Origin of the sequence: Mesorhizobium sp. M2A.F.Ca.ET.067.02.1.1, from assembly GCF_004023285.1 — a bacterium.
Classification (GTDB): Bacteria; Pseudomonadota; Alphaproteobacteria; order Rhizobiales; family Rhizobiaceae; genus Mesorhizobium.
Genome location: NZ_RZSB01000391.1, coordinates 1 through 5,618 on the forward strand (window position 1 = coordinate 1; position 5,618 = coordinate 5,618).

General features: G+C 64.2%; 5 protein-coding genes and 2 pseudogenes. 6 read left to right on the plus strand and 1 reads right to left on the minus strand.

Translation table 11 applies throughout. The annotated features are described in order from the left end of the window. The 3 genes and pseudogenes from EOA28_RS22970 to EOA28_RS22980 all read left to right on the plus strand — a co-directional run. Positions 1 to 1,023: pseudogene (locus EOA28_RS22970) on the plus strand (NADH:flavin oxidoreductase/NADH oxidase); the annotation flags it as partial. 143 nt (positions 1,024 to 1,166) lie between these two features. Next, positions 1,167 to 1,445, plus strand: a complete 279-nt coding sequence (locus EOA28_RS22975; protein ID WP_112127664.1) for a DUF982 domain-containing protein — start codon at positions 1,167 to 1,169, stop codon at positions 1,443 to 1,445. A 124-nt stretch (positions 1,446 to 1,569) separates the two neighbouring features. After that, entirely contained in the window at positions 1,570 to 1,809 is a 240-nt protein-coding gene (locus EOA28_RS22980; RefSeq protein ID WP_042644408.1) for a DUF2188 domain-containing protein, read from the plus strand. Positions 1,810 to 2,555: 746 nt separating this feature from the next. Here EOA28_RS22980 and EOA28_RS22990 read toward each other — a convergent pair. Next, positions 2,556 to 3,530 (minus strand): alpha/beta hydrolase, encoded by a 975-nt coding sequence (locus tag EOA28_RS22990; protein ID WP_127250174.1) that lies wholly within the window; start codon positions 3,528 to 3,530, stop codon positions 2,556 to 2,558. A gap of 128 nt (positions 3,531 to 3,658) precedes the next feature. On the opposite strand from EOA28_RS22990, the gene EOA28_RS22995 reads away from it, so the two are divergent. The 3 genes and pseudogenes from EOA28_RS22995 to EOA28_RS40400 all read left to right on the plus strand — a co-directional run. Next, entirely contained in the window at positions 3,659 to 4,399 is a 741-nt protein-coding gene (locus EOA28_RS22995) for a competence/damage-inducible protein A (RefSeq protein ID WP_127250173.1), read from the plus strand. Between the two features lie 81 nt (positions 4,400 to 4,480). Next, positions 4,481 to 5,314 carry a universal stress protein gene (locus EOA28_RS23000; protein WP_126082418.1) on the plus strand — a complete coding sequence of 278 codons (834 nt, stop codon included), beginning with the start codon at positions 4,481 to 4,483 and terminating at the stop codon, positions 5,312 to 5,314. A gap of 202 nt (positions 5,315 to 5,516) precedes the next feature. Then, positions 5,517 to 5,618 (plus strand): annotated as a pseudogene (locus EOA28_RS40400) (xanthine phosphoribosyltransferase); the annotation flags it as partial.

Genomic DNA, 5,618 nt, shown 5'->3' on the forward strand with positions numbered 1-5,618 from the left:
GTATTCGGCCGAGGACGGCTCCGCCAGCGACTGGCATCTCCATCACTGGATGAACCTGGCAATGTCGGGCGCCGGCATGGTCACCGTCGAGATGACCGATGTCGAGCGGCGCGGGCGCATCACGCATGGCTGCCTCGGCCTCTATTCGGACGACAACGAGGCGGCCGCCAAGCGCACGCTCGACGCCGCCAGGCGCGTCGCCGCGCCCGGCACGAAGTTCGGCGTCCAGCTTGCCCATGCCGGCCGCAAGGCCTCCAACCGCAGACCCTGGGAAGGCGGCGGTCCGCTGCAGCCCGGCGAAGATCCTTGGCAGACCGTTTCTGCCTCCGCCATCGCCTATGACACGGGCTGGAATGTGCCGCACGCGTTGGAGGATGAGGAGATTCTTGAGCTCATCGCGCGTTTTGCGCAGTCGGCCGTGCGCGCCGAACGCGCCGGCTTCGACTTCGCCGAACTGCACTCCGCGCATGGCTATCTGATCTTCCAGTTCCTCTCGCCGCTCTCTAACCAGAGGACGGACCGTTGGGGCGGGTCGTTGAAGAACCGCATGCGCTTCGCGGTCGAAATCGCCAGGGCGGTGAGGAAGGCCGCCCCGTCCATGATGCTGGGCGCGCGCCTTTCGGTGAAGGAATGGGTCGACGGTGGTTTCGACGTCGAGGACGCGATCGAGGTGGCCAAGGCGCTGAAGGCCGAAGGCATCGCCTATATCTGCTGCTCCAGCGGCGGCAATTCGCCCCTGCAGCAGGTGCCGCCCGGCCCCGGCTACCAGGTGCATCTGGCGGAAGCGTGCGCAAGGGCGCCGGCATTCCGACGCGCGCCGTGGGGCTGATCGACGATCCGAGCCAGGCCGAGGCGATCGTCGCCGGTGGTCGTGCCGACATGGTGGCGCTGGCCCGTGCCTTCCTCGCCGACCCGCGCTGGGGCTGGCGCGCGGCGGCTGCCTTCGGCGAGGAAATCCATCCGGCGCCCCAGCTGGCGCGTTCGGTGACGACGATGCGGCATTGGATGAAGGCCGCCGGTTAGAGCAATTCCAGGAAAAAGTGCGACGCGGTTTTCCGTCCGGAACTGCGTCAAAACGAAACCGGCAGTCAGCGGGGTCCTGAGACGTTTGGGCGCAGGATCCTCGCCACAACTGCAACCAATTTGGCCGCTTTACGTTGGCGGCCATGATAGACAGCAAACCTTTTGAGAAGCCGGTGGTGGTCGAGCTCGGCCATGTCGGCAAATATCGCCAGATCAGCAGCACCCGCGAGGCCGCCGAGTGCCTGATGACCGTTTGGCCGCTCAATCGCGGCGAGCGCCATCGTGATGCTCTCGACACTTGCCTCAAAGCGCTGGAAGGGTATCGTTCGCCAGCGGACGCACGTCGCGCCCTTATCGAGGCGGCCAGGGAATCGGAAGTGCTGGTCCCCGAAGACAGGCTGCCCGACGGAAAGCTGCACTGAGCAATTCCAGGAAAACTGTGATCGGTTTTCCGTCTGGAATTGCGTGGAAACAAAGAGATAGTGCGTTTCGCCGTTTCCGTGAAACGGTGAAACGTGCTAGCACGGTTCTTGACCGGAGGATTTCATGGCGAAGCTGACTTACAAGATCGTCGAGCATGATGGCGGCTGGGCCTACAAGGTCGGCTCGACGTTTTCCGAGACTTTCCGTACTCACCAGGAGGCGCTGCGCGCCGCAGAAATCGCCTCGTCCGAGCAGCAGGTCGCCGGAACCACGGACGGCATCCAGTATGAGGATGCCGAAGGAAAGTGGCACGATGAGCTTGCCGACGGCCGCGACCGGCCGCAGACCGAAGTATCGGATTAGACACTCCAGGAAAGGTGTGGTCAGGCTCGGCACCTTTCGGCGCAGCCTTCGTTCGGGATCGCGTAAAAAGCGCAGTGTGGGGCGCCTCGCCGTTTCCGTGAAACGGTGAATCGCCCGGACCAAGAACTGAGGGCCTCCGCGGCAAAGCCCGAGGCTTCATACCGGCCGCCGGCGACTATGCGACTCTATTTGCCGCAGTAATTGTCGTTGACGTTCTGTTGTGAGTTGGCGTCCGGCCCCGGCGTGGTGTCCGCGCACGGCCCTATGGCTCCAGTGCTGTTGCCGGAGGTGCTCAGCCCTGAGCCTCCATTGATGCTGCCGGTCCTATAGGGGTCTACTTGCTCGCTCGCGGCGGGACGATGGTCGCGGTGCCCCCACCACCAGTCATCTGATGATTGTGCCATGGCCGCGCCACCCGTGGCCAGCACCAGCGCCGAAGCTGCGATAAGTCTTGTAAGCATCGGATTTCTCCATTCTGTCGATCGCAAAAATATGTGGGGCCGAAGCCCCACAGCGATACGACCGAAACCCTGCGGCGGGGCCTAAAGTTCCACCAGAAATTGCGGGTAGGACGGAATGTCCGACACTTTTATGTGACGTTTCGTGAACGGCCATGGGCTGCAGCGCGGGGCGTTAGGGCGTTTCACCGTTTCACGGAAACGGCGAAACGTCCTATCTCTTTGTTTTTTGACGCAATTCCGGACGGAAAACCGCTCACACTTTTCCTGGAATTGCTCTGGCCGAAATCATCTCGCGTTGGCGAAACCACGCGCGGCGACACGTTGGATAAAGGCCACGACCCGTTCGGGCTCCATGAATTGCGGCATGTGGCCGAGGCCTTCGACCCGTTCGAAGTCGAGACCGCTGATCTTGTCCAGCATCGGTTCGCCATGGACGGCCTCGCCGATCACACGGTCGCCGGTGCCGAACAGAATGCCAGCCGGCATCGCTATGTCGCGGTAACGCCGTTCGATTTGGCCAAGGTCCCGTTCCACGGCCACGACATCGGTGGATGTGGCGAGATAATGGGACGGGCGCAACCCGATCCACCCGCCGCCGGCGGTCATGTAGTCCGCGGGAACCGCTTGTGGCGCGAAGATGAATCGCAGCGTCGGCTGCGCGTAACGCAGGCTAAGCGGTATCGCCGCCGTATAGGCCAGGACCCGGCGCAGCAGCGGCGATGGAACATAGAGCAGGTCGAACCGCCGACCTATCCTCGCTTCGAGATGCGTCAGCGGCGACAGCAGCGCGACGCCGGAAATCGACGTCGGATGCTCGGTGGCGAGCGCAAGCGCGACGGCGCCGCCCAGCGAATGGCCGACGATCAAAGGTCGTTCCAACCGCAGTTCCTCGATGAAGCGCCGCACGATGTCCGCCTGTTCGGGCAGCCGGCCGGTCGCGCTCCTTGCCCGAACCGAATAGCCCGAGCCCGGCCGGTCGAGCGCGATCAGCCGATATCCGGGACCGAAGCGTCCGAACAGCGTATGGCGAAAATGGTGAAGTTGGGCGCCCAACCCATGCAGGAAAACGATCGGCCTGCCCTCGCCTTCTTCCACATAATGAATGCGGTTGCCGTCGATCTCGATGAACTTTCCGCAAGCCGGCACCAGCCTTTCAGCCTTCGCCGCGATCCGCCATGTCGCGAGCATCAGGGCAAGCAGGACAAGGGCGGCCGCGGCGAGCAAGCCCGCGAGCAGCCACAGGACAATCAATATCAGCATGGTTTCATCCGCTCCCGACCGACCGCACCATATCCGCACCGGCCGCCGCCACAAGCGCATCCGGCTTTCGCATTGCGGCAGGCCTCAGGGCGCGTTATCTCAGGCGAGCTTTTGCGCCGGAGTCCGCTATGCCTGAAATCGTCACCGCCGCCATGCTCGTCATCGGCGATGAAATCCTCTCCGGCCGCACCAAGGACAAGAATATCGGCCATCTCGCCGACATCATGACGGCGATCGGCATCGACCTGAAGGAAGTGCGCATCGTTCCGGACGAGGAAGACGAGATCGTCGCGGCGGTGAATGCCGTGCGCGCCCGTTATACCTACGTCTTCACCACCGGCGGCATCGGCCCCACGCATGACGACATCACCGCCGACTCGATCGCCAAGGCTTTCGGCGTGCCCTGCGAGTATGACGCCAAGGCTTACGCCCTGCTTGAGGCGAGCTATGCCGGGCGCGGTATCGAATTCACCGAAGCGCGCAAGCGCATGGCCCGCATGCCGCGCGGCGCCGACCATATCGACAATCCCGTCTCCGTCGCGCCGGGCTTCCGCATCGGCAACGTCCATGTCATGGCGGGCGTGCCGTCGATCTTCCAGGCCATGCTCGACAACGTCGTGCCGACGCTCAGGGCCGGCACCAAAATGCTGTCGGCCACGGTGCACTGCCCCTTCGGCGAGGGCCTGATCGGCGGGCCGCTGGCCGATGTCCAGAAGGCGCATCCCGACACCATCATCGGCTCCTATCCCAAATATGGCGACGGCAAGTTCTGGACCGAGCTCGTCGTGCGCGCCCGCAGCGAGGAAGCGCTCGAGGCCGCGCGCAAGGATGTCGAGGCGATGGTGGCGGGCTTCGCCAAGGCGGGCTGACCGGCGTTCGGCTGGAACCAGTCAACGCGCTGAGGCGTTCCCTTGCTGCCACGCGTAGCGCAAACAATTGAGGGACCGGCCATGCGCTTCAAGACAATCGTCGCCATTTTGCAGAACGAGCAGGACGCCGAGCGCGTTCTCGATTGCGCCCTTCCGCTTGCCGAAAGGTTCGAGAGCCATCTCGTCGGCATCCATGCCGAGGCGTTGCCCGTTCCCTACACGTCGGCCACCGGCTTCCCGGACACCGAGTTCCTGCAGGTCTCGGCCGAGATGAACAAGGAGCGCGCCGGCAAGCTGCAGGCCTATTTCCTGAAGCGGATCGAGGAATCCGGCCTGTCCTTCGAATGGCGAAGCCTGGAAAGCTTCTCCGGCGACAGCGCGCTGACCGGCATAACGAGCGTGCGCGCCGCCGATCTGATCATCGCCGCGCAGCGCGATACCGGCGGCGACCCGAGCGCCGATGTCGACACGCTGGTCTATGATGCCGGCCGGCCGGTGCTGGTCGTGCCCCATGACGGGCCACTGGTCACCACCTTCAGGCGCGTGCTGCTTGCCTGGAACGGCAGCAAGGAAGCGGCCCGCGCCGCGTTCGATGCCCTGCCCTTCATCGCCGAGGCCGACAAGACGGACATTCTCGTCATCGACCCGCCCGAGACGCTCGATGAATCTCCGGAAGCGGCCGGCGCCGAGATCGCCGCGGCCTTGTCACGCCATGGCGCCAATGTCAGCGTCTGCGTGCAGAAATCCGGCGGCACTTCGGTCGATGACATGATTCAGGCCAGGATCGCCGAATCCGGCGCCGATCTTCTGGTGCTCGGCGCCTACAGCCACTCCTGGCTGCGCCAGCTTCTGTTCGGCGGCGTCACCCGCACGGTGCTGCGCACGACGAATGTAGCGGCCTTCCTTTCGCGTTGAGCATCCCTCGGAAGCGGGGGCAAGGTTCAGGGCGACGCTGCGCAAGTCAGACCAGCGCCGCTTGAACCCGTTTGAGCGCGACGCCTTAAGTCCACAGCCGTCGCCGGCCCCTGCTCTTGCCAAGCCTGGCGCTTTCCGGCTAATTCCGCCTGCATTCCAGTGTTTCTGCGCGCCACGGCGCGCCTTGCGGAGTGCGTGAGCCATGTCCCTTCCCGAAAAAGCCTTTCCCGTCTCCTGGGACCAGTTCCACCGTGACGCGCGCGCACTTTCCTGGCGGCTTTCCGGCGCCAGCAAGGGCCAATGG